At 72.7% G+C, this 22,675-nt stretch carries 26 protein-coding genes; 13 read left to right on the top strand and 13 right to left on the bottom strand.

Features of this window, described 5'->3' with window-relative positions; genetic code table 11:
- Positions 1–153: 153 nt before the first annotated feature.
- Positions 154–618, top strand: a complete 465-nt coding sequence (locus ACZ45Q_RS21070; protein ID WP_468263440.1) for a GNAT family N-acetyltransferase — start codon at positions 154–156, stop codon at positions 616–618.
- 26 nt (positions 619–644) lie between these two features.
- On the opposite strand, the gene ACZ45Q_RS21065 is transcribed toward ACZ45Q_RS21070, so the two are convergent.
- On the bottom strand, positions 645–1,418 hold the full coding sequence (locus ACZ45Q_RS21065) for a sulfite exporter TauE/SafE family protein (protein ID WP_468263438.1): 774 nt from the start codon (positions 1,416–1,418) through the stop codon (positions 645–647).
- 147 nt (positions 1,419–1,565) lie between these two features.
- Complete coding sequence (locus tag ACZ45Q_RS21060; protein ID WP_468263436.1) at positions 1,566–2,150, bottom strand: helix-turn-helix domain-containing protein; 585 nt, start codon at positions 2,148–2,150, stop codon at positions 1,566–1,568.
- Positions 2,151–2,287: 137 nt separating this feature from the next.
- On the opposite strand from ACZ45Q_RS21060, the gene ACZ45Q_RS21055 reads away from it, so the two are divergent.
- Both ACZ45Q_RS21055 and ACZ45Q_RS21050 read left to right on the top strand, forming a co-directional pair.
- Entirely contained in the window at positions 2,288–2,935 is a 648-nt protein-coding gene (locus tag ACZ45Q_RS21055; RefSeq protein WP_468263434.1) for an FMN-binding negative transcriptional regulator, read from the top strand.
- A gap of 171 nt (positions 2,936–3,106) precedes the next feature.
- Positions 3,107–3,814 carry a B3/B4 domain-containing protein gene (locus ACZ45Q_RS21050; protein WP_468263432.1) on the top strand — a complete coding sequence of 236 codons (708 nt, stop codon included), beginning with the start codon at positions 3,107–3,109 and terminating at the stop codon, positions 3,812–3,814.
- Between the two features lie 88 nt (positions 3,815–3,902).
- Here ACZ45Q_RS21050 and ACZ45Q_RS21045 read toward each other — a convergent pair whose 3' ends face one another.
- Positions 3,903–4,316, bottom strand: a complete 414-nt coding sequence (locus ACZ45Q_RS21045; protein WP_468263429.1) for a MerR family transcriptional regulator — start codon at positions 4,314–4,316, stop codon at positions 3,903–3,905.
- Positions 4,317–4,757: 441 nt separating this feature from the next.
- Between ACZ45Q_RS21045 and ACZ45Q_RS21040 the strand changes: the two genes are divergently transcribed.
- A complete protein-coding gene (locus ACZ45Q_RS21040) occupies positions 4,758–6,260 on the top strand; it encodes a SulP family inorganic anion transporter (protein WP_468263426.1) in 1,503 nt (500 codons plus the stop codon).
- Positions 6,261–6,378: 118 nt separating this feature from the next.
- Here ACZ45Q_RS21040 and ACZ45Q_RS21035 read toward each other — a convergent pair whose 3' ends face one another.
- The 4 genes from ACZ45Q_RS21035 to ACZ45Q_RS21020 form a co-directional block, all read right to left on the bottom strand.
- On the bottom strand, positions 6,379–7,443 hold the full coding sequence (locus tag ACZ45Q_RS21035) for a DUF475 domain-containing protein (RefSeq protein WP_468263423.1): 1,065 nt from the start codon (positions 7,441–7,443) through the stop codon (positions 6,379–6,381).
- A gap of 130 nt (positions 7,444–7,573) precedes the next feature.
- Positions 7,574–8,392 (bottom strand): SCO2400 family protein, encoded by an 819-nt coding sequence (locus tag ACZ45Q_RS21030; protein ID WP_468263420.1) that lies wholly within the window; start codon positions 8,390–8,392, stop codon positions 7,574–7,576.
- A 194-nt stretch (positions 8,393–8,586) separates the two neighbouring features.
- Complete coding sequence (locus ACZ45Q_RS21025) at positions 8,587–8,811, bottom strand: hypothetical protein (protein ID WP_468263417.1); 225 nt, start codon at positions 8,809–8,811, stop codon at positions 8,587–8,589.
- Between the two features lie 31 nt (positions 8,812–8,842).
- A complete protein-coding gene (locus ACZ45Q_RS21020; RefSeq protein WP_468263414.1) occupies positions 8,843–9,232 on the bottom strand; it encodes a hypothetical protein in 390 nt (129 codons plus the stop codon).
- 448 nt (positions 9,233–9,680) lie between these two features.
- On the opposite strand from ACZ45Q_RS21020, the gene ACZ45Q_RS21015 reads away from it, so the two are divergent.
- From ACZ45Q_RS21015 to ACZ45Q_RS21000, 4 genes are all read left to right on the top strand, one after another.
- Positions 9,681–10,085 carry a hypothetical protein gene (locus ACZ45Q_RS21015; protein WP_468263412.1) on the top strand — a complete coding sequence of 135 codons (405 nt, stop codon included), beginning with the start codon at positions 9,681–9,683 and terminating at the stop codon, positions 10,083–10,085.
- A gap of 32 nt (positions 10,086–10,117) precedes the next feature.
- The gene (locus tag ACZ45Q_RS21010) at positions 10,118–10,282 is read left to right on the top strand and encodes a hypothetical protein (protein ID WP_468263409.1); all 165 of its coding nucleotides are present in this window, start codon (positions 10,118–10,120) and stop codon (positions 10,280–10,282) included.
- A 72-nt stretch (positions 10,283–10,354) separates the two neighbouring features.
- Complete coding sequence (locus ACZ45Q_RS21005) at positions 10,355–10,879, top strand: DUF488 domain-containing protein (RefSeq protein WP_468263406.1); 525 nt, start codon at positions 10,355–10,357, stop codon at positions 10,877–10,879.
- A 374-nt stretch (positions 10,880–11,253) separates the two neighbouring features.
- A complete protein-coding gene (locus ACZ45Q_RS21000; RefSeq protein WP_468263404.1) occupies positions 11,254–12,237 on the top strand; it encodes a trypsin-like serine peptidase in 984 nt (327 codons plus the stop codon).
- A 70-nt stretch (positions 12,238–12,307) separates the two neighbouring features.
- Here ACZ45Q_RS21000 and crcB read toward each other — a convergent pair whose 3' ends face one another.
- The 6 genes from crcB to ACZ45Q_RS20970 all read right to left on the bottom strand — a co-directional run bounded on the left by crcB (position 12,308) and on the right by ACZ45Q_RS20970 (position 15,904).
- Positions 12,308–12,682: a fluoride efflux transporter CrcB gene (gene crcB, locus ACZ45Q_RS20995; RefSeq protein WP_468263401.1), complete on the bottom strand. Its 375-nt coding sequence runs from the start codon at positions 12,680–12,682 to the stop codon at positions 12,308–12,310.
- Positions 12,679–12,825 (bottom strand): hypothetical protein, encoded by a 147-nt coding sequence (locus ACZ45Q_RS20990; RefSeq protein WP_468263398.1) that lies wholly within the window; start codon positions 12,823–12,825, stop codon positions 12,679–12,681. Before ACZ45Q_RS20990 ends, crcB begins: the two co-directional genes overlap by 4 nt.
- Positions 12,822–13,307: a fluoride efflux transporter FluC gene (locus ACZ45Q_RS20985; RefSeq protein ID WP_468263395.1), complete on the bottom strand. Its 486-nt coding sequence runs from the start codon at positions 13,305–13,307 to the stop codon at positions 12,822–12,824. The genes ACZ45Q_RS20990 and ACZ45Q_RS20985 overlap by 4 nt, the downstream gene beginning before the upstream one ends.
- A 253-nt stretch (positions 13,308–13,560) precedes the next feature.
- Entirely contained in the window at positions 13,561–13,755 is a 195-nt protein-coding gene (locus ACZ45Q_RS20980) for a hypothetical protein (RefSeq protein ID WP_468263392.1), read from the bottom strand.
- Positions 13,756–13,894: 139 nt separating this feature from the next.
- A complete protein-coding gene (locus ACZ45Q_RS20975; protein ID WP_468263389.1) occupies positions 13,895–14,815 on the bottom strand; it encodes an NAD-dependent protein deacetylase in 921 nt (306 codons plus the stop codon).
- A gap of 228 nt (positions 14,816–15,043) precedes the next feature.
- Positions 15,044–15,904: a GntR family transcriptional regulator gene (locus ACZ45Q_RS20970; RefSeq protein ID WP_468263386.1), complete on the bottom strand. Its 861-nt coding sequence runs from the start codon at positions 15,902–15,904 to the stop codon at positions 15,044–15,046.
- A 267-nt stretch (positions 15,905–16,171) separates the two neighbouring features.
- Here ACZ45Q_RS20970 and ACZ45Q_RS20965 point away from each other — a divergent pair, with 267 nt between their 5' ends.
- From ACZ45Q_RS20965 to ACZ45Q_RS20945, 5 genes are all read left to right on the top strand, one after another.
- Positions 16,172–17,437 (top strand): extracellular solute-binding protein, encoded by a 1,266-nt coding sequence (locus ACZ45Q_RS20965; protein WP_468263383.1) that lies wholly within the window; start codon positions 16,172–16,174, stop codon positions 17,435–17,437.
- Between the two features lie 132 nt (positions 17,438–17,569).
- A complete protein-coding gene (locus ACZ45Q_RS20960; RefSeq protein WP_468263380.1) occupies positions 17,570–18,568 on the top strand; it encodes a carbohydrate ABC transporter permease in 999 nt (332 codons plus the stop codon).
- On the top strand, positions 18,565–19,437 hold the full coding sequence (locus tag ACZ45Q_RS20955) for a carbohydrate ABC transporter permease (protein WP_468263376.1): 873 nt from the start codon (positions 18,565–18,567) through the stop codon (positions 19,435–19,437). Before ACZ45Q_RS20960 ends, ACZ45Q_RS20955 begins: the two co-directional genes overlap by 4 nt.
- An 87-nt stretch (positions 19,438–19,524) precedes the next feature.
- Positions 19,525–21,150 carry a beta-N-acetylhexosaminidase gene (locus ACZ45Q_RS20950; RefSeq protein WP_468263373.1) on the top strand — a complete coding sequence of 542 codons (1,626 nt, stop codon included), beginning with the start codon at positions 19,525–19,527 and terminating at the stop codon, positions 21,148–21,150.
- A gap of 143 nt (positions 21,151–21,293) precedes the next feature.
- Positions 21,294–22,631 carry a cellulose binding domain-containing protein gene (locus ACZ45Q_RS20945; RefSeq protein WP_468263896.1) on the top strand — a complete coding sequence of 446 codons (1,338 nt, stop codon included), beginning with the start codon at positions 21,294–21,296 and terminating at the stop codon, positions 22,629–22,631.
- Positions 22,632–22,675 lie beyond the last annotated feature (44 nt).

The following is a 22,675-nucleotide window of genomic DNA, read 5'->3' as shown; positions in this document are numbered from 1 at the left end:
AGGACGAGACGACGACCGGGTGCGCCGGATGTGCCCGGTGGCCGGGTGCCCGAGCCCCCCTCGCCCGTGGGCCGGTGACCTCGCGGGACGCCGCTCTCCCGCGCAGGGCCGTGGGCGCGGTGCCGTGCCCGCCCGGCCTGTCAGACTGGTGCGATGACGGTCAGACTTGCGCAGGAGCGGGACTTCGACGGCTTTCTCGGCCTGGCGGCCGAGGTGGAGCACTGGTTCGGGCCGATGGTGGAGGAACCGGGGTTCCACCGGGCCGTGCGGGAGCACATCCGCCGGTCCACGGCCCTGGTCGCCGACGCGTCCGGGCAAGGGCTCCTCGGCGGCCTGCTGTTCGGCGCCGGCGGCCCCGTGCACCACGTCGACTGGCTGGTCGTCTCGCAGCGCCGGCGCGGGACGGGCGTCGGACGGGCCCTGATGGCGGAGGCCATGCGCCGGTTCGTCCGGGGCCCGGGCACCGTCGAGGTGGTCACCTTCGGCGCGGACCACCCGGCCGCCGTGACCGGCGGCGCCCGCGTCTTCTACGAGCGCCTCGGCTTCGTCCCCGCCGAGGCCGCGGACCCCGGCCCGGAAGGGGGCTCGCGCCAGGTCTTCCGCCGCGCCGTCGGCTGACCGGGCCCCGTGCCGCCCGCCCCCTCTCAGCGCAGCAGCAACTGCACGATGGCGCTGACGCCGACGACGACGATGAAGGCGCGCAGAGCCGCCGGAGGCAGCCGGCGCCCGATCCTGGCGCCGAGCTGCCCGCCGATCGCGGACCCCACGGCGATGAGCAGGACGGCGGTCCAGTCGAAGTCGGCGACGAAGAGGAAGAACAGCGCCGCGATGGTGTTCACGATCGCGGCGAGCACGTTCTTCACGGCGTTGAGGCGCTGGAGGGTGTCGTCCAGCAGCATGCCCATCAGGGAGAGGTAGATGATCCCCTGCGCGGCTGTGAAGTAGCCGCCGTACACGCTGGCGAGCAGCAGACCGCCGAAGAGCACCGGTCCGCCGTCGGCCCGGGTGGCGGTTCCGGCGCGGGCGCGGCGCCGCTGCACGAAGGCGGACAGGCGCGGCTGCAACACGACGAGGACCAGCGCGAGCGCCACGAGGACGGGAACGATCGTCTCGAAGGCGGTCTCGGGCAGCATGAGCAGCAGCATCGCCCCGCCCAGCCCGCCGATCGCGGCCGCGACGCCCAGCCGCAGGACTCGCGGGCGCTGCCCCTTGAGTTCCGCCCGGTAGCCGATGGCGCCGCTGACGGACCCGGGGATGAGCCCCAGGGCGTTGGACACGGTCGCCGTCACCGGCGGCAGTCCCGTGGCGAGCAGGACCGGAAACGTGATCAGCGTTCCGGAACCGACGATGGTGTTGATGGTGCCCGCGCCGATGCCGGCGGTGAAGACCGCCAGTGACTCCCAGATGGTCAACGCCATCTCCTTCGTGTTCGACGAGACGCCTCCCCGCCCTGAAGGTCGAGGGGCCCCACCGATCATGCACGAGGCACCTGACGGGCCGGTGGGCCGGGGTCCTGCGGTTCCCGGTCCCTTCACGGCCCCTTCACCGCGCCGCGGCGGCCCCGGTCAGGCGGCACCGGGGCCGGGCGGCAGGTGGACGGTCATGACCAGGTGGCAGGTCTCGTCGCCCGCGCCGCGGTAGGTGTGGGGGGCGTCGCCGTCGAAGGCGGCGGTCTGGCCGGCGGCGACGGCGTGCTCGGTGCCGTCGACGACCAGGGTCAGCCGGCCGGAGGTGACGCTGACGGTCTCCACGACGCCGGCCTGGTGCGGGTGGCTGGGGTACTCCTCGCCGGGTTCGAGCCGCCACCGCCACACCTCGACCGGGGCCGGACCGGAGGTGGTGAGCATGAGCCGCGCCTCGCTGCCCCGCGGGCCGGTCCACAGCGGCATCACGGCGTCGGCGGCCACCACCCGGACGCGGCCCTCGGCCGGTCCGTCCAGCAGGGCGGACACGGAGACGCCGAGGGTGTCGGCGAGCCGCACCAGAGTGGCGAAGTTCGGGTTGCCCTGGGCCTTCTCCAGCGCGACCAGGGCTCCCTTGCTCACTTGCGCGCGCCGGCCCAGTTCGTCCAGTGACAGACCGGCGCGGGCGCGGACCGCCCTGACGTTGTGCGCAAGCGCGCGCAGTGCGGCCTCGGTCTCGGCGGCCATCCGGCCTCCTTCCTCGGGTTTCTCGGCGGTCACTGCACTGTACCGTCCGGTCGTTTGATTGACATACCTCGGTCGGTTCGTTGTACGGTCCAGTCGTTCCGGCCCGCCGCAGCACCACACCACGCACGGAGTACCGCATGCTCATCCATCCCTGGGACGCCGGCCTGGACGACGCCGAATGGCAGGCCTGGATCGCCGAGGGCCACGACTTCGGCCAGCTCAGCGTCAACGGCCCGCCCGGACGCCCGCCCGTCGTCGTGCCCACCCACTTCACCGGCGACGGCGACGGGCTACTGATCCATCTCGCCCGCCCCAACCCGGTCTGGGACGCGATCGAGCACGACCCGAACGTCACCTTCACCGTGACCGGCGACTACGCCTTCGTCCCCGGCCCCTGGCGCGCCAAGCCCGGCACCCCGCCCACCGACGGCGTCCCCACCAGCTACTACGCCGCCGTCCAGTTCGCCTGCCGCGCGCACGTCGTCGACGAGCCCGAGGCCAAGGCCGCCCTGCTGCGCCGCCAGCTCGCCCACTTCCAGCCCGACGGCGACCACGCGCCCGTCGCCCCGGACCGGCCCCCGTACGGCCGGATGCTCTCCGGCATCCGCGGGCTGCGCCTGGAGGTCACCGAGGTGCTGGCCAAGTTCAAGTACGACGACCACAAGCCGGTCGAGCACCGCTCCTCGGTCGCCGACCGCCTCACCGCGCGCGGCCGGGGCCTGGACGCCTCCGCGGCGCGCCGGCAACGGGACCGCCTCGGCCGCGTCGGCACCTTCAAGCCCTGAACGCGGCCCGCCCCGGCCCGCTCCGCCCCCCGACCCGATCCATCCCCCCGCGGGCGCGCCGACGCCAAGTCCCGCCCCCCGGCCGTCTCTTCCGCTGTCCATCGTCACTTCCGCCGTCCAGCACGTGCGAACGCCCCACCCCTTTCACCGCGCAGGAACCGGAGCCGCTCCATGACCACCTTCCGCCTCGCCGGCGCCGTCGCCGACGCCTTCCCCGACACCCTCATCACCCTGGTCACCGCCACCGACCTGACGGGCCGCGAACCGTGGCCGAAGACCGCCGCCGCCCTCGAGGACCTGGAGCAGCGGCTCGCCGCGGGCGTCTGGCGGCCCGCCGACGAGACCGACCCCCGCATCGAGGCGTGGCACACCGCGTACCGCTCCTTCGGCACCAACCCCCGCCGCATCCGCCCGAGCGTCGACGCGCTCGGGCGCCGCCTCACCAAGAAGGGAACCCTGCCGCGTATCAACCCGGCCGTCGACTCCTACAACTCCGTCTCCGTCCGCCACGGCCTGCCCGCCGGCGCCTTCGACCTCGACCAGGTCACCGGCGACGTCGACATCCGGCACGCGGACGGCACGGAGGAGTTCACCCCGCTCGGTGAGCCGGGCACCGTCGAGAAGCCCAGGCCCGGCGAGATCGTCTACGCCGACGCCACGGGGGTCCTCACCCGCCACTGGAACCACCGCGACGCCCATCGCACCCGGGTCACCGAGGACTCCACCCGCGTGGTCTTCGTCCTCGAGACCCTCCACGGCACCCGCGACGGGGACCTGCTGAAGACGGCGGCGGAGGAACTGCGGGGGCTGCTCCTCCCGCACGCCGGACAGACCGCCGTCCACCACCTCGGCCCCGACCGGCCCGACGTCATCGTCTGACACGGCCGGCCGAGGAACGCCTGATGTCAGGCGTGACCGCCCCGTCCGGTGCCAGCATGACGTTCTGCGGCTCCACGGCGCTCTCGGCTCAGCCGGTCGGGCGGGCGTCCTCCCGGAGCCTGTGGCGCAGTGTTCCGGCGAACTCCTCGGCCATCTCCAGGCGGGCGCGGAGGCTCTCGCAGCGCTCGTCCGCCACCTTCCGGTAGGCATCGAGGCGCTCCCGCAACCGCTCGCGCTCGTCACCGGCCGGAGGGTCGGCCAGGTCGCCGAGCCGGTCGGTGATCTCCAGCAGGTCCCGCATCTCCTCCAGCGAGAAGTCCAGGGGCTTCATGCGCCGGATCACCATCAGACGCTCGACGTCGGACTCGGTGTACAGCCGGAATCCGCCCTTGCTGCGGGCCGAGGGGACCACCAGGCCGACGTCCTCGTAGTGGCGGATGGTGCGCAGCGACAGACCGGTCCGCTCGGCCACCTCGCCGATCTGCATGTGCCGCTCGCTCATCGCCGCGCCTTCTCCTTCGGGTCCCCGCTGGTCTGCGTCGGGGACGAGTCCGTGCGCCATGGACAAGTCCTCGAGTCATGGACGAGTCCTCGAGTTTACGTGAGGGCAATCACAGGTCCCGAGGGCCGTTCGCCTGCGTTCCCCAGCCGCGACTCGCACTCTTCCCTAACGTCAGGGTAGAGTTTCCGGCGTGCTCCTCGCGCCGCCTCGTGCGCGGCAGGGGCACGTCCGCCGTAGCGGGGCCCGGCAGGGCCCGGACGGCACCCGAAGACTTCCCGGGCGACGACGCCCGATCCGGCAGCCCTGGGCTGCCGCCCCGTCCGGCACGCCCCCCGCAGGGACGTCCGGTGCCGGAGGGATTCCTCACACCCCGTGGGAATCCGTACGCGTGCGCGGGCGTCCAGCGGTGTGGACGCGAGCGCCCGAAACAGGAACGGTTGCATGTCCTCTCCGCTGTCCGCGGCCGCCAAGCTGCGTCCGTCCAAGCCCGACTGGCTCGCCTCGCCGAAGGTGCTGCGCACCGAGGTGCTGGCCGGTCTGGTCGTCGCCCTGGCCCTCATCCCGGAGGCCATCTCCTTCTCGATCATCGCCGGTGTCGACCCGAGCGTCGGCCTGTTCGCCTCGTTCACGATGGCGGCCGTCATCTCGGTCGTGGGCGGCCGCAAGGCGATGATCTCGGCGGCCACCGGTGCGGTCGCCCTCGTCATCGCCCCGCTCAACCGCGAGCACGGACTGGGCTACCTCGTCGCCGCCGTCGTCCTGGCCGGCGTGTTCCAGGTGATCCTCGGCGCGCTCGGCGTGGCCCGGCTCATGCGGTTCGTGCCCCGCAGCGTCATGGTGGGCTTCGTCAACGCCCTGGCCGTGCTGATCTTCCTGGCGCAGGTTCCCGAGCTGCGCGACGTGCCGTGGGCCGTCTACCCCCTCGTCGTCGCCGGTCTGGCCCTGATGGTGCTCTTCCCGAAGGTCACCAAGGTGGTCCCGGCGCCGCTGGTCTCGATCGTCGTCCTGACCGTGATCACGGTCGCCGCCGGGATCGCCGTCCCCACGGTCGGCGACAAGGGCGAGCTGCCCTCCTCCTTGCCCGTTCCGGGCCTGCCGGACGTGCCGTTCACCCTGGACACCCTCACCACCATCGCCCCCTACGCCCTCGCCATGGCGCTGGTGGGCCTGATGGAGTCCCTGATGACGGCCAAGCTGGTCGACGACATCACCGACACGCACTCCGACAAGACCCGGGAGTCCATCGGCCAGGGCGTCGCCAACATCGTCACCGGCTTCTTCGGCGGCATGGGCGGCTGCGCCATGATCGGCCAGACGATGATCAACGTTCGGGTCTCCGGCGCCCGCACCCGCCTGTCCACCTTCCTGGCCGGGGCCTTCCTGATGGTGCTCTGCATCGTCTTCGGCCCGGTCGTCTCGGACATCCCCATGGCCGCCCTCGTCGCCGTCATGATCATGGTGTCGGTGGCCACCTTCGACTGGCACTCCGTCCGCCCGAAGACCCTCCGGCGGATGCCGCTGGGCGAGACCGGCGTCATGGCGGCCACGGTGATCGTCGTCGTCGCCACCCACAACCTCGCCGTCGGCGTCGTCGTCGGGTCCGTCGCCGCGATGGTGGTCTTCGCCAAGCGGGTCGCCCACCTCGCCAACGTCTCCGGCGTCGTCGATCCCGACGGCAAGCAGGTCGTCTACTCGGTCACCGGTGAGCTGTTCTTCGCCTCCTCCAACGACCTCGTCTACCAGTTCGACTACAAGGACGACCCCGACGACGTCGTCATCGACCTGTCCGGCACCCACATCTGGGACGCCTCCTCGGTCGCCGCCCTCGACGCCATCGAGACGAAGTACGCCCAGCGCGGCAAGAAGGTCACCATCACCGGCCTCGACGAGGCCAGCGCCAGGATGCACCAGCGGCTCGCCGGACAGCTCACCGGCGGCCACTGATCCGGGGGGCGGTCCGGGGAGTCACGGTCGCGCGGCCAGGTTCCCCGGGCCGTTCTCCAGCAGCGCGAAGCCGTGCTCCGCGTCGGCCACCGCACCCGCGTGCCGCTCGTCGGCCGGCTCAGCGGGCCGGGGCGCGGTTGTGGCGGACCGACGACCAGAAGGCGGCACCGATCAGGGTCACGCCGACCAGGCCGGTGACGATGTCGTTGATCTGGTACCGGATGCTGACGAGCAGGATCAGGGCCAGGGCACCGATCGCGTAGTGGGCGCCGTGCTCCAGGTAGACGTAGTCGTCGAGGGTGCCCTGCCGGACCAGGTGGACGGTGAGCGAGCGGACGTACATGGCGCCGATGCCGAGACCGAGCGCCATCAGGACGATGTCGTTGGTGATGGCGAACGCGCCGATCACCCCGTCGAAGGAGAAGGAGGCGTCCAGCACCTCCAGGTGGAGGAACGTGAAGAACGCGGCCCGGCCGGCCAGACCGGCTCGCGACCGCTCCCCGGCGCCCTCCTCGCTCCGGTCCCGTTCCAGTCTGCCCTCGAAGAAGCCGGAGAGGCCGCCCACGACCAGGTAGGTGATCAGGCCGGCGACCCCCGAGGCGAGCACCGTCTGAGCCTTGTCGGCATGGGTGCCGCCGTGCTGGTGGGCGTGGGCGGCGAAGGTCGTGGCGGTCACGAGGAGCACGCCCAGTGCGATGCAGAGCGCCAGCATGTCGATCCGGCCGAGCCGGGACAGGAAGCGCTCCAGCGGGCCGATCCACTTCGTCTCGCGGTCCGTGAAGACGAAGTCCAGGAAGATCATGAGCAGGAACATGCCGCCGAACGCGGCGATCGACGGGTGCGCGTCGGTCACGAGTTCCTGGTAGCGGGCCTTGTCGGTGAGTGCCAGGTGGACGGCATCGGCGGGCCCGAGCCGGGCACTGACGGCGACGATGACGACGGGGAAGAGCAACCGCATCCCGAAGACGGCGATGAGGATGCCCACGGTGAGGAAGATCGTCTGCCAGAAGGGGTTCAGTCTCCTGAGGATGCCCGCGTTGATCACCGCGTTGTCGAAGGACAGGGACGTCTCCAGCACGGCGAGGACGGCCACGAGGCCGAGCGCGGTCCAGCCGTCGTACAGCACGCCGGCGGACAGGCCGAGCGCGGTGACGGCGAAGGCCCACCGGAACGTCTTCCACATCGGGTGCACTGGCTCCCTTTCGTCGCCCTCGTGCGACCGTAACGCCGCTGCCGCGTCACACGCCGTTGCTGTGCCGGGCGTGTGAGGGAACTGCGAGGAGCGCCGGGTGTCCGTGCCGGTGGGTCGTACGTCAGCCGAGGCAGAGCACCAGCAAGCAGACCTGCGTGGGGGACTCCGGTGCCGGGGCCGGGGCGCTCGGGGACGGGCCGGTGTCCGTGCCGCCGGACGTCGGCGGAGCCGTCGGCCGCGCCGTCGCGGAGCCGGACCCGGAGCCGGCGCTGGAGTCGGCGCCGTCCGGGGCCGGGCCGCCGCCGTCCGGAGGGGTGGTCCGGGGCTGCGCCGGGGCGGAGGGGCCGCCGGACGCGGTGGCCTCGGGTGCCGCGCCCGGCGGTGTCTCGCGGGGCGAGGGGGTGACGGGCCGTCCGCTCGGGGCGGAGGTCACCTGCTGCCGCGCCGACGAGGGCACCGGTGACGGTGGGTCAGTGCGCTGGGCCGGGTTCGGTGCGGTCGTCGGCGGGTTCGGTGCGTGTCCCTGCTCCTGCGCTTTGCCCGTGATGCGGTTGTCGGTCGCTTCGGCGGCCTGCGCCCGGTCGGGGGAGTGCCGGTCCATCGTCGCCATGGTCAGCCCGCCCCCGACCAGTGCGACGGCGCTCGCGACCGCTGCCCGGCGCTTGTTCTTCTTCCAGCGGGCCAGCTGCCGGCGGCGGGCCGCCCGTCCCTGACTCGCCGCGGGCCGACCCTGACTCGCCGCGGGCGGTTCCTCGTCCACGACGGCGGTGCCGCCGTCCGCCAGGGCGATCGTCCCGCCGCCGGTCGGCGGCTGCGCCGGTCCGGTCCGGTCGTCATGGCCGCCGCCGGTCCACGGGTCGATGTCCGGGGCGTAGGCGCCGCACCCTGGGCACACCAGGGCACCGTTGAGGTGGCGCCGGCACGAGGAGCAGTAGTCCATCTGCGGTCTTGCGGCCTTCCTGGGTCGACTGGCCGTGCCCCGTCCGGAACCGACCGGGTCCGTGTCCGGACGGGGGGAGCGATCGGGCAGCCACGCTAATGAGCCTTTCGAAAGGCCGTGTGCAATCCGTGTGAGGCTCCTGCACACATTCCTTGAACGGGTGAGGCGGGCGGATGTCCCGGCAGCGGGTGCGGCTATGGCTGTGCCCCGCGCCGCCCCGGCTGCTCACCGGCGGCCGGAATTCCGCGGTCGGCGGGGCGCCGGGTCTGCCGGCCCGCGGTGAAACCCGTCAGGAGTTCCGTGGCCTGCCGCTCCATGTGTGCGGCTGCCGTCTGGGCTTCCGCCACGGCGTCACCGCGTTCGCGTACCAGAAGCTCGTAGATCGGCGGGAGATCGTTTTCTGTGGAAGTGCTCGTCACGGTGGATCCTTATCCTTCGCTGCGGCGGGCGTCAGGCCCGGTTGAGCCGGGCGGCGATTCCATGGCCGAGCAGCACATAGACGACAGCCGGAAGGCCGTGGTTGAGGAGGACGCGCATCCCCTCGGTGTCCATCGTGAAAATGTCCTGTGACCACCAGGCCAGCAGGTCCGCGGATCCCCGTACGAACTTCACGAACACGTTGCCCTGGTTCGCGTCGAGCAGGAACAGCAGGACCCACAGGACCAGCAGACCTGCGGCGATGTCGACGACCGTGCAGATGGCGAGGGCCGTGCGGCGCGTCGCCTCCTGACGGCGGACGGGGCGGCCGGGGTCCACGGGCGGGTGGGTCGGCTGATATCCGGGGTTCGGCTGGTACCCGGGGCTCTGCTGATATCCGGGGTTCGGGTCGAGATTGCTCACGGGGAATTCCCATCTGCGGGGTGTCGTGCCGACGCGATCGATCCGGGGCTCCGGTCACCGAAAAACAGAGCCGGCCCGGTCGTCGCTCTTCCTTCTGCCTCTGCGTCTTGTGACGGAAGGCGTGTTACACCGCCGTACATGACGTCCCCGATGGGCCCTTTGTTCAGGCTCCGGCCCGAATATCCGCCGGACGGGGTGCATGTCCGGACGGGATGCATGTATTTCGTGGCTACACGGTGAAGAGGGAATGGAGGCGAATGGAGACGGATTCCTCGTGGTGTCGAGAGTGCGAAAATCTGCCGCGGAACTCGGTCATCCTCCCGCCGCACCCGGCCCGCCGCACGCGGGCGACCCACGGCGCGGTCCCGCGTGCGGCGCAGGGCGTTTCGCACCGTGTGCCCCGGTAACCCGTGCGTTGAGGACACCCACAGACGATGAGGTGAGAACCATGCTGTTGCTGGGTCTCCTGCTCATGGCGGGTTCCGCCGCCTTCGCGGGTCTCCTGATCGCCTACAACCTCTCCGGCGGGCCGGACTACACCGTGGCGCTGCTGGGGAGCGAGCCGTTCACCGTCAGTACGCTCGGGGCGTTCCTCGCAGGTATCGCCCTGACCCTGATCTTCGGTCTGGGCGTCTGGATGCTGGCGGCGGGGGCGGCGCTGGCGCGGCACCGCGGCAAGCGGCGCCGCCGGGACCGGGCGACGGCCGCCCGGGCCACCGCGGAGCGCGACGAACTGGCCGCCCGTGCGGCGGACGAGGGCCACACCAGCCACACCGACGCCGCGGGTGGGACGGCCGGGCAGCGCCGCGGGGGCGTCCACCGGCCGAACTGGCTCCACCCGCGCAGCCACTGAGCGGAGCCTTCGGCGGAGAGGGAGTCGGAGAGATGGGCGACGACGAGAACATCGCCACGTGGACGGAGCGGCTCGTGAGAGAGGCCCCCGGCATGCCGCCCGAGCAGGCCAGGAGCTTCGTGCACGATCTGTACTTCGCCGCTCAGCGAGCCCTCGACAAAGAGGGGTGGGAGGCCGATTTCGAGCGGGACGAGTAGACGAGGCGCGGGAGGGCGGCCACGCCCTCCCGCACCCGGGAACGGACCGGCGCACGGGGCGGGGTGCGGGCGATGACCAACCCCGTGCACACGATCGGTCACTCGACACGCGGCTTCGACGAGCTGCTGCGGATGCTGCGCGCGCACGACGTCACCTGCCTGGTGGACGTCCGCTCGTTCCCTTCATCGCGCAAGCATCCCCAGTGGAACCAGTCCGCGATCACCGAAGCCCTGCCGTCCGACATGGCCTACCGCTGGATCCGCGAACTGGGCGGTCGCCGGCACACCCCCAAGGGCGTGCCGAGCGAGAACGACGCCTGGGAGGTCAAAGCCTTCCGGGACTACGCCGACCACATGGCGGGCGAGGAGTTCGCGGCGGGCCTGCGGGAGTTGCTCGGCCTGGCCGAGCGTGAACGCCCCGCCATCATGTGCAGCGAAGCGGTGCCCTGGCGGTGCCACCGCAGGCTGATCACCGACGCACTGATCGTCGCCGGTGTGGACGTCGTCCACATCATGTCGGCGACGGCGGCGCGACCGGCCACCCTGAACGAGAACGCCAGGGTCCGCGACGGACACCTGACGTACCCCCGGCTCTGACCCACCTTCGGCCCCGCACACCCCGGCTCTGACCTGCCTCTGACCCAGACCCCTCCGCCGGCCCGTCACCTCCCGCGGTGACGGGCCGGCGCATGTCGTGGCCCGCGCCCCGAGGGCGTCGCCCCCGTGCGCCTGTGCACCCGGGCACCCAGGCCCCCAGCGCCTCGCAGCTTCCTGACGGTCGGTCACCACCCGCCGCCCCTCGCGCCGGATGTCCGCACCCGCTTGCGGGGCGCCGAAGAATCGCTCTTGATGGGCACCTGACAACGCACGATTTCCGTGGCACGCTGCCTAACGCACGTCTGTCCGCACCGCTCTTCCTACCCCCACCCTGCCCGGACGCCGTCGTCCGGGCACGGCAGAAGGAGACATGCGTGAGACGCCATCGCACTGCCGCGGGCATCCTGCTGGCCGTGGGAGCCCTGTTCGCCGGCGGTCTGACCCAGGCCGGGGCGGCCAACGCCCAACCCTCGCAAGCACCTTCGGAACGATCTGTTCCGGCCCGCACCATCTCCGAGGCCGAACAGCGTTCTTCCCGCACCTACTGGACCGCCGAGCGCATGCGGGGCGCCACACCGCTCGACCTGCTCCTCACCCCGCAGGCCGCCAAGCGGCTGAAGCCTCCGGCCGACACGGGCCCCGCGACCACCGTCGAACCCACCGCCGCCCCCGCCTCCTTCCCGCAGGCCGGAGGCGCGTGGACCGGCGGGGGAGCGGTCGTGAAGACATCGGGGCGCGTCTTCTTCACCTTCCAGGGACGTACCGCGTCCTGCTCCGGAAACGCCGTGACCAGCCAGAACGCCAGCACCGTCATCACGGCCGGACACTGCGTCAAGTACCAGGGCAGCTGGCACACCAACTGGGTCTTCGTACCGGCGTACGACAACGGCAACGCGCCGTACGGGCAGTGGACCGCGACCAGGACGCTCACGACCCCGCAGTGGGAGGCGAGCGAGGACATCAACCATGACGTCGGCGCCGCCGTCGTCGCCCCGCTGAACGGCCGGACGCTCACCTCCGTCGTCGGAGCGCAGGGCCTTCAGTTCAACGGCGGCTACAACAAGCCGATGTACGCCTTCGGCTTCCCGGCCGCCTCGCCGTACGACGGCTCCAAGCTGATCTATTGCAGCGGCAACAGCTCCAGGGACTTCCTGTTCTCGCAGGACCACAGCCTCGGCTGCAACATGACGGGCGGTTCCAGCGGCGGTCCGTGGTTCACCGGCTTCAACGAGTCGACCGGCGTGGGGCTCCAGGTCTCCGTGAACAGCTTCGGCTACACGTTCCTGCCCAACCGCATGTTCGGCCCGTACTTCGGGAACGAGGCGAAGGCCCTGTACGACAAGGCCCAGACCTCCTGACCGACAGGGCACGAGCCGGGTCGCCTGACGGGACGTGCACGACCCGTCAGGCGGACTCGTCCGCGGCCGCTCACCCCCACACCGCCCTCGCCAGCGCCGCGCCGGCGAAGGCCGCGCCCACACCGGCGACCACGCTCGCCGTGACGTTGACGGCGGCCAGGAACCTCGCTCCGGACTCCGCCAGCCGCAGCGTCTCGTAGGAGAACGTCGAGTACGTGGTCAGCGCTCCGCACAGCCCGGTGCCGGCCAGCAGCCGCACCGACTCGGACGCGGCGCCGTACGTGACGGCGCCCGTCAGCAGGCCGAGGACCAGGCAGCCGGCCACGTTCACGGCGAAGGTGCCCCAGGGGAAGACGGTGTCGTGCCGCTTCCGCACCGCCCGGTCGGTCAGGTAGCGCAGCGGCGCGCCGACGGCGGCACCGGCGATCACCAGCAGCCAGTTCACCGCGGGCCCTCCTCGTCCTCCTCGTCGCGGCCGGCGTAGCGGACGACCTCGCAGCCCTCGCTGTACAGCGGCCGGTGGTGCCAGACGTCGTTCTCACCGATGGGGATCGTCGCGCGCGGCGCGCGACGGGCCGTCCTCGTCATGATCGTCTCCTTGCCACGAGGCGGCGCGTCGCCCAGGACGCGCCCCACACCGCCGCGAGCGCCATCAGCGGCGTCGACCCCAGACAGGCGAGCCCCGCAGGGACCCGGCCGGCGTCCGTCAGCCCCTGGACCTCCACCGCGTAGGTCGAGAACGTGGTGAACCCGCCCAGGACGCCGGTGCCGAAGAACGGCCGCACCAGCCGGTGCGCCGCAAACAGTTCGCTGATGACGACCATGAACACGCCGATCACCGCGCAGCCGATCGCGTTCACCGCCAGGGTGGTCCAGGGGAAGCCGCCGTCGGGCGTCGGCCACAGCAGAGAGGCGCCGTAGCGGGCCGAGGCGCCCGCCGCACCGCCCAGCGCCACCACGCCCACGACGGGGGCCTGGTCCCGCCAGGCGCCGGACCGCCGAACGGGCACGGGGAGACCGGCGTCGGGGCCGGCGGGTCCGTCCACGGCCGGGGACTCGGGGCGCTTCATCGGACACGTCTCCTACTCGCCGGGCACCCCGCGTGACCGGGTGCGCGTGATCGCAAGTAGGGACCGTTGGCGGCGTCGGCGCCGCGGTTCGGGTACGGCGGGCCCCACCGCCGCACGGCCACCCCACCGGGCCGCCGTCGACGCTCAGCGTACGACACCGGGCGGACGCCCGCGCACCGCGGTCCGTCCGCCCGCCTGACGACGGAGCGCCGCGCCCCTCACGTGGGCGGGCGTCCCCCGGGCCCGGTCGCGGCTAGCCGCCGGAGCCGGAGCCGGAGCCGGCTCCGAGAAAGGAGTGAGGGGAGGGGACATAGTGGCGGTCCAGGCCGGTGTACCGGTCCGGGTGGCTCTGGCGGTGCGCCTCGGGGTGCCGGTACGTGTCGAGCCGGCGGTGGCCCCCGACGAGGTTCCGAACGGCGGACCGGGCCCGGGCGAGCAGCGTCCTCATGGGGCATCCTCCTCTTCGGTGGGGCGTGCGTGGCCCAGCGTCGCCCGGCCACGTGGCGACGTGGAAGATCACGAACCGGCAGCTCCCGGCCTCGGACGTTGCCGGATCCGGGCAGCGGGCCGGCGCCCCGGCGCCGGGCTCAGCGCACCGCCGCCCTGTCACCGGGGCCGTCGTCCGCGTCGACGGGGATTCCCAGCCGCTCGGCCACGGAGGTCAGGGCCGGGCCCAGGGGGAGCGAGACCCGGGTGACGGCGTGCCGGTCGCCCCGGGTCGGGTCCAGGTTGACGATGAGCACCGGTTTTCCGGCCTGTGCCGCCTGCCGGACGAACCGGAGCCCGGACATCACGGTCAGGGACGAGCCGAGGACGAGCAGCGAGGTCGCCTCCCGGACCAGTGAGCGGCAGTGCTCGACCCGCTGGGGCGGCACGGACTCGCCGAAGAACACCACGTCCGGTTTGAGGACGCCGCCGCAGATCCCGCAGGGCACGACGCGGAAGTCCCCGACCTGCTCGTCGGTGAGGTCGGCGTCACCGTCGGGGTTGATGCCCGCGGCCACCGGCTCGAAGCCGGCGTTGGCCTCCTCCAGCCGCCGGGCGAGTTCGGCGCGGGGGAGGAGCGTGCCGCAGGTGAGGCAGACGACCCGGCCGAGGCTGCCGTGCAGTTCCACCACGTCCCGGCTGCCGGCGGCCTGGTGCAGTCCGTCCACGTTCTGGGTGATCACGCCGGAGACCAGCCCGTGCCGCCCGAACGCGGCCACCGCCCGGTGCCCGGCATTGGGACGGGCGCGGCCGAAGGTGCGCCAGCCGAGGTGGCCGCGCGCCCAGTACCGGCGCCGGGCCCGGGCGTCGGCCGTGAACTCCTGGTAGGTCATCGGCGTGTGCCGGCTCAGGCTTCCGCCCTCGCCCCGGTAGTCGGGAATGCCCGACTCCGTGGAGATGCCCGCCCCGCTGAGCACCAGCACACCGCCGGCGCACAGCGCGTCGGCGACCGGCTCCGGGTCCGTGGTCGCCGGCGGCAGATCCTCGGCGGGGGTCCAGCTCAGGGTCGGGCGCATCCGCATGCCGCCAGGGTACGGAACCGGCGGTGCCGCCAGGGGGCGGAACAGGTGGTGTGGTCAGGGGCTGGAACAGGCGGTCAGGTCAGGGAGGGCCGAGCAGGCGGTGCCGCCAGGGGCGGAACAGGCCGTGCGGTCGGGGCGGCTGGAGCAGGCGGCGCCATCAGGGGGGCGCGCCGGCAGCCCGCCGTCAGGGGGTGGCGCCGGCAGCCGTCGGTCCGCGCCGGGCACCGGCTACTGCACGTCCCCCAGCGTGGACGCGGCGACCGGGTCGCCGTGCGGCAGGTCGCCCGGCGGGATGCCCGGGTGATGCCCGACGGGCGCGGCGGCCGGCGCCGTGTCGGTGCCGAGCGTCAGCCGGGAGACGATGCGGTAGCGGTCGCCGCGGTAGAGGGAGTGGACGTACTCCACCGGGCGTCCGGCGGTGTCGGTGGTCAGCCGCTCGAAGAGCAGCGCCGGGGACAGCTCCGGTACGTCCAGCAGCTCCGCCTCCGCACGCGTCACCACGGTGGGCTCGATGGCCTGTGTCGCCTCGCTCACCTGCACACCGTGATGCGCGCGCAAATGCTCGTAGAGATCGCCCTGCTCCAGCTCGCGCGCGGTGAGGCCGGGCACCAGCGCCGCCGGGATGTGCAGGTGCTCGATGGCCATGGGGTAGCCGTCGACCAGCCGCAGCCGGGCCACGTAGACGATCTCCGCGGCGGGGGAGAGGCGCAGCCTGCGGCCCACCCGCGCGCCCGCGGGCACCGTGGTGAACTCCAGCAGCCGGCTGGCCCACGCTCCCGACGCCCGCGGCACGCTGAGTGACTGGTGACCCGAGACCAGCTCCTGGGTGATCTTCTCCGGAGCGACGAACACACCCCGGCCGTGTTCGCGGGTGAGAACCCCGGCGGCGACCAGTTCGTCGACGGCCGCCCGCAGCGTCGGCCGGGACACGCACAGCCGCGCGCACAGCGCCCGCTCGGAAGGGATGGCGTCGCCGGGGCGGCGCTGCTCGACCATTTCCAGTACCGCGTCACGAACCCGTTCGCGCTTGAGTACGCCACCGGACCGGTGCCGGTCCCGCCCGGGCGACCCCGGCTCCCTGTCGTGCATCCGTGTCGTCCCCTCTTCCGACCTCACTGGTCAATACCAGATTACGTCAGAGAATCACCGCTGGAGCGGACATCGTGCACACCACCGGCCGTGGATGAGGCGCAAAGTCCCGTTTCTGCACGGGGGTTGACGGCCTCATTGGTCCATGCCATTTTCATTCCTCGTCAACTGGTGAGCTGTCCAGTGGACAAGTGGTCAGGTCAAGTGTCCGTGCGTCAAGTCCGTTCCCTGCCCCGCGCCATCCCCGAGCCGCCTCCGAGGTGAACCGTGAAGTTCCGTCTGCTCGCCGGTGCGTCCGTCCTCATGCTGACCGCCGCCCTCGGCGCCTGCTCCGGCGGGGCCTCCGGCCCGGGCGGTGACGGCGACGGAGCGGAGCTGACCGTCTGGCTGATGCGCGACAGCGTCTCCGCCGCCTTCCAGAAGGAGTTCACCACCGCCTTCGCCGAGGCCCATCCCGGCATCGACCTGAAGATCCAGATCCAGGAGTGGGACGGCATCGGCCAGAAGATCACCGCGGCCCTCGCCGGCGACGACGCCCCCGACGTCATCGAGGTCGGCAACACCCAGGTCGCCCAGTACGCCCAGAGCGGCGGACTGCTCGACCTCACCGACAAGAAGGCCGACCTGGGCGGCGACACCTGGCTCGAGGGACTCGCCGAACCCGGCGCCTGGAAGGGCCGGCAGTACGGCATTCCCTACTACGCGGCCAACCGCGTCGTCGTCTACCGCAAGGACCTCTTCCGGCGGGCCGGCGTCGACCCGGCCGCGATCAGGACCCGCGACCAGTGGCTGGCCGCCACGCGCAAGCTCGACTCGGGCGACCAGCAGGGCATCTACCTGGCCGGGCAGACCTGGTACGCGCTGGCCGGCTTCATCTGGGACGAAGGGGGCGACCTCGCCGTCCAGGAGGGCGGGACGTGGAAAGGCGCCCTGGACACCCCCGAGGCACTGGCGGGCATGGAGTTCTACCGGCGGCTCCAGGCGCTCGGCAAGGGACCGAAGGACGCCGACGAGGCCAGCCCGCCGCAGGCCGAGGTCATGGCGGAGGGGAAGGTCGCCCAGATCATCTCCGTGCCCGGCGGCGCGGACGTCATCGCCGAGCACAACCCCGCACTCGAGGACCGGCTCGGCTTCTTCCCCATCCCCGGCAAGACCGCGAACAAGCCCGGCGCCGTCTTCACCGGCGGATCCGACCTGGTGATCCCGGCCGCCTCCCGGCACCAGGACGCGGCCTACGCGTTCATCAAGGAACTGACCGGCGACACCTGGCAGAAGAAGCTCGCCCTCGCCATGAGCTACGTGCCGAACAAGACCTCCCTCGCCCCGGCGGTGGCCTCCGATCCCGGCGTCGCGGCGATGGCCGTCGGCGCCGCCGAAGGACGAGCCACGCCCAACACACCGGGCTGGGCGGCCGTGGAGGCGGAGAACCCGATCAAGGACTACATGACGGCCGCACTCACCGGCGCGGACATGAAGCGCGCGGCGTCCGAAGCGTCCGAGGACATCACCCGAGCGATGAACAGCGGCTCCTGACATCCCGTCGGCCGACCGCCCGGACGCACACTCCGCCGTCCCGCCGTCCCGTTGCCCGGACGCACACTCCGCCGTCCCGCCGGTGTCCCCCCCGTCCCGTCCGCCCCAGCCGCCCGTACGAGAGGAGGAGCCGTGCCGGCCACCCGAGAGCGTGCCGTCCCGCACTCCGACCGCCCCAGGCCGCCCCGCACCCACCGCCCACCGCCGGCCGCCCGCGCGCAGGCCCGCGCCGGCTCCGGCGGGCGGCGGGGCGGCCCCTGGCCCTACCTGCTCGTCGCGCCCGCCGTCCTCGGCATGCTCTGTCTGCTGGTCTACCCCCTCGCCCGGGCCGTGGTGATCTCCTTCCAGGACTTCCGGCTGCGCGAACTGATCTCCGGCGACGCCGCCTTCGTGGGACTCGCCAACTACCGGGCGCTGCTGACGGACCCGCGGTTCTGGACGGTCGTGCGGCGCACCTTCGTGTTCATGGCGATCAACGTCGTCCTGATCATGGCGGTGTCCTTGCTGGTGGCCCTCATGATCCAGCGTCTGGGCAGGGTGTGGCGGACCGTCGTGCTCGGTTCGCTCGTGCTGGCCTGGGCGATGCCGGTCGTCGCCGCGACCACCGTCTTCCAGTGGCTCTTCCACTCCGAGTTCGGCATCGTGAACTGGGCCCTGACCTCCCTGGGCGCCGAATCCTTCGAGCGCTACCCGTGGTTCGCCGACGGCGGCGCGGCCTTCGCCATCCTCGTCGTCCTCGTGGTGTGGCAGTCCGTGCCGTTCGCCGCCGTCACCCTGTACTCCGCGCTGACGACCGTCCCCGCCGAACTGCACGAGTCCGCCCGGCTCGACGGCGCCGGCCCGTGGCGGGTCCTGCGCTCGGTCACCTTCCCGCTGATCCGGCCGATCGTGATGCTCGTGATCTGCCTCGAAGTGATCTGGACCTTCAAGGCGTTCGTGCAGATCTGGGTGATGACCAGGGGCGGCCCCGGCGACGCCACGACCATCCTGCCGGTCTACGCCGTGCAGACCGCGCTCTCCGGCCAGCGCTACGACCTGGGCGCGGCGGCCTCCATGATCACGGTCGTCCTGCTCTCCGGCGTACTGGTCCTCTACTTCCGCCAGATGTTCCGACAGGAGGACGAGAGGTGAGCAGCCTCCGCCACCGCGGTGGCACAACCCCGGCGGGCCCGGCGCGCCGGCTGCGCCGCCTCCCGCTCCACCTCGGCGCCGGCCTGACGGTGCTGGTCTGCCTCTTCCCCGTCTACTGGATGACCACCACCGCCTTCAAACCGTCCCGCGACATCCAGTCCGCCACGCCGCGGCTCGCGCCCGGCGACTGGACGCTGGAGCACTTCCGCACGGCCGTGGAGGCGGACGGCTTCGCCCAGTTCTGGCGCAACAGCCTGCTGGTCACCGCCGGTGCCGTGCTGCTGTCGCTGATCGTCGCCCTCGGCGCGGCCTTCGCCGTCGCCCGCCTGCGGTGGCGGGGGCGACGCCAGTTCGTCCTCGCCGTCTTCATCGCCCAGATGGCCCCGTGGGAGTCCCTGGTCATCCCCGTCTACATCATCGCCCGCGACACCGGGATGCTGGACCGGCTCGCCACCCTGAGCCTCGTCTACTTCATGATCACGCTGCCGTTCACCGTCATCGTGCTGCGCGGCTTCATCGCCACCATCCCGCCCGAACTCGAAGAGGCCGCCCAGGTCGACGGGTGCACCCGGCCCGGGGCCTTCCGCCGGGTCGCGTTCCCGCTGCTCGCCCCCGGCCTGATGGCCACGTCGCTGTTCGGGTTCATCACCGCGTGGAACGAGTTCGCCTACGCCAACTTCCTCATCATCAAGAACCAGGACCAGCGCACGCTGCCGGTGTGGCTGTCCTCCTTCCAGAACACCTTCGGCACCGACTGGGGCGCCACCATGGCCGCCTCCACCCTGTTCGCGCTCCCCGCCCTCGTCGTCTTCCTGCTCCTCCAGCGCCACGTCACCTCCGGTCTGGCCGCCGGCGCCGTCAAAGGCTGACCGCCACCGGCCCCCGGCCCGGTGCCCGCACACCGCCCCGGAGCCCGCGCCGCCGTCCCGTGCCCCCTCCTGGAAGGCCGCCCACCCGTGCCCCCTCCCCGCCGAGAACCCGCCCTCGTGCCCAGGCCCACCCGGCTCGTGCCCCGAGCCGGCCACTTCACCCTCGACGCCACCACCACCGTCCGCGCCACCCCGGCCGCCGAAGACGCCGCCGGTCTGCTGCGCGACCTCCTCGCCCCCGCCACCGGGCTGCCCCTGGCGCCCTCGCCGTCCGGCACCGTCACCCTCACCGTCGACCCGCACCTCGGCGGCCTGGGGGAGGAGGGCTACGGGCTCACGGTCTCCCCGCACTCCCTCCTGCTGCGCGCCGCCCACCCCACCGGTCTGCTCCGCGGCGTCCAGACCCTCCGTCAGCTCCTGCCGCCCGAGGCACTGGCGAGCACCCCCGGCGCCCGCCGCGACCACTGGGAACTGCCCTGCGCCGAGATCACCGACGTGCCGCGCCACCCGTGGCGGGGGCTGATGATCGACGTCGCCCGGCACTTCCACGACGCCGCCGCCCTGCGCCGCCACGTCGACCTGCTCGCCCTGCACAAGCTCAACGTCCTGCACCTGCACCTCACCGACGACCAGGGCTGGCGGATGCCGGTCGCCTCCCACCCCCGTCTCACCACGGTCGGCGCCCACCGCGCCGAGTCCATGACCGGTCCCGACGGCACCAGCGGCTTCGACGGCCGCCCGCACGGCGGCGCCTACACCCGTGCCGAACTCACCGGCCTGGTCGCCCACGCGGCACGGCGCGGCGTCCGCGTGGTCCCGGAGATCGGCATGCCCGGCCACGTCCGCGCCGCCCTCGCCGCCTACCCCCACCTCGGCAACGACCCCGGGCGACGGCTGGACGTGTGGACCCGCTGGGGCGTGTGCGACACCGTGCTCGGCGTCCACGACGAGGTCCTCGACTTCCTGCGCGCCGTCCTGGACGAGGTGATGGAGGTCTTCCCCTCCCCCTACGTGCACCTCGGCGGGGACGAGTGCCCGACCACCGAATGGGAGGCCAGCCCCCGCGCCCGTGCCCGCGCCGCCGCCGAGGGACTGCCCGGCACGGCCGCCCTCCACGGCTGGCTCCTCGGCCGGGCGGGCCGCCACCTCCTGGACCACGGCCGGCTTCCCGTGGGCTGGGCCGAGGACGGCGGCCGGCTTCCCGCCGGGTTCACCGTGATGAGCTGGCGCGACCCCGCCCACGCCAGCGAAGCCCTCCGCCACGGCCACGACGTCGTGCTCACCCACCACCGCACCACCTACCTCGACTACGCCCAGGACGACGACCCCCATGGACCGCCCGCCCAGCCCGGACCCCTCGTCGACCTGCGCACCGTCCACGGCGGCGATCCCGAACCCGAGCCCCCCGGCACCGGCACCGGACGCGTCCTGGGCACCCAGGCCCAGCTCTGGACGGAGTTCGCCCCCACCGCCGACGACCTCGACCGCCTCGCCTACCCCCGGCTGTGCGCACTCGCCGACCGGGCCTGGAGCGGACCCACCGGCTGGACCGACTTCACGGCCAGGCTCGGCGGCCACCTCCCGCGCCTGGACGCGCTGGGTGTCCGCCGCCACCCCACCGGACACCGCGCCGCGGACCGCCGCGGCGCCCGCCCGTACAGCGCCGCCGGCACGACCCCGACCGACCGCAGCACGGAAAGGACCCCGCAGTGACCAGCTACCCCAGTGACCTCGGCGAGCCCTGCCGCACCAACGCCACCGGCGGCAGCCGGCCGGCCACGGCGCGCCGCCGCCGGCTCCGGGCCACCGCCGCGGCGGCCGTCGCCACGGCCCTCGGCGCCGCCGCGCTCGCCGCCCTGCCCGGTACCGCGAACGCCGCGAGCGGACTGTCGGTGCAGTACCGCACCAGCGCCCCGGGCGCCACCGCCGACCAGAGCGAGCCGTGGTTCAAGGTCAGGAACACCGGCTCCACCGCCCTGCCGCTGAACGAGGTCAGGATCCGCTACTACTTCAAGGCCGACTCGCCCGGCGCCGCCTACCGCTTCGCCTGCTCCTGGGCGGCCAAGGGCTGCGCCCACATCACCGGGACCTTCGGCACCCTCGCCAACCCCACGGACACCGCCGACCGCTACCTGGAGATCGGCTTCACCGCCGGGGCCGGCTCCCTGGCCCCGGGCGCCGACACCGGTGACATGCAACTGCGCTTCCACCAGTCGTCCTGGCAGCCCCTCAGGCAGAGCGACGACTACTCCTTCGGCCCCGCACAGACCGCCTACGGAGACTGGACCAAGGTCACCGCCACCCGCGCCGGCGCCCTCGTCTGGGGCACCGCCCCCGACGGCAACACCCCCACCGACCCACCGCCCACCACCCCTCCGCCCGGCGGCTCCGGCACCCTGTGGGACGACTTCACCTACACCTCCCACACCGACCCGCGGCTCGCCGCCAACGGCTGGTCGGTGCGCGCCAACTCCGGCGGCCCGGGCGTGCCCGGCGCCACCTGGGACCCCTCCAACGTCACGTTCGCCTCCGGCGACGGCAACACCGTGATGACCATGGAGACCTCCACCGACGGCACGCCCTCCGGCACCGAGCACACCGAAGTCCTCACCCGGGCCACCAAGTTCAAGAACGGCACCTACGCCGCCCGCGTCCGGTTCAGCGACGCCCCCACCTCGGGACCCGACGGCGACCACCTGGTGCAGACCTTCTTCACCATCAACGACCTCAAGGCCCCGATGGCCGACGACTACGCCGAGTACGACTTCGAGTACCTGCCCAACGGCGGCTGGGGCGAGCCCTCCAACATCCTCTACACGACGTCCTGGGAGACCTACAACCCCGACCCCTGGCAGGCGGTGAACCAGCACACCGAGAGCCGGCGGAGCCACGCCGGCTGGCACGACCTCGTCCTGACCATCGACGACCACGCCATCACGTACTACGTCGACGGTCAGCTCTTCGGCACCCACGACGCCGCCTACCTGCCCGAGCGCCCCATGTCGATCAACTTCAACCAGTGGCTGATCGACCTGGCCGGCCAGACCTCCACCACCCCGCGGACGTACCAGGAGCAGGTCGACTACGTCCTGCACGTCAAGGACCAGGTCCTCACCCCCGCGCAGGTCGCGGCCAAGGTGGCGGCGTACCGGTCGGCGGGAACCGCCTACGAGGACACGGTCCCCGCGAGCTGAGCCCGGCGGGCCGCGAGTCCGCGCCCGGCGCGGCACCGGCGCGT

It is taken from the genome of Streptomyces sp. NPDC031049, from assembly GCF_055571015.1.
This window is presented reverse-complemented; position numbering and strand designations above follow the sequence as displayed.